Here is a 308-nt window from a genome sequence, read left to right as displayed (position 1 = left end):
TAGGCGATGCGCAGCATGTTGGTCGATCCCGGCGTCCTCAGCGGCACGCCGGCCGTGATGATGACGCGGTCGCCCGGCTTGCCGAAGCCCTCGTCGAAGGCGATGCGGCAGGCGCGGTCGACCATGTCGTCGAGGTCGCTGGCATCGGGGGAGACGACGCAATGCGTGCCCCACAGCAGCGACAGCCGCCGCGCCGTGTTGAGGATCGGCGACAGCGCCACGATCGGCACTTGCGGCCGCTCGCGCGCAGCGCGCAGGCCGGTTGTGCCGGACGCGGTATAGGTGATGATCGCCGACAGCTTCAGCGT

General features: G+C 69.8%; 1 protein-coding gene. It reads right to left on the bottom strand.

Going from position 1 to position 308, the window contains the following annotated elements; genetic code table 11:
• On the bottom strand, window positions 1–308 hold a 308-nt coding region (locus E5W70_RS32325; RefSeq protein ID WP_292665409.1), incomplete at both ends, for a pyruvate kinase alpha/beta domain-containing protein.

The organism is Mesorhizobium sp. (genome assembly GCF_005063415.1).
Classification (GTDB): Bacteria; Pseudomonadota; Alphaproteobacteria; order Rhizobiales; family Rhizobiaceae; genus Mesorhizobium.
The sequence above is the reverse complement of the archived record's forward strand: the minus strand, read 5'-3'. Positions and strand labels throughout refer to the sequence as shown.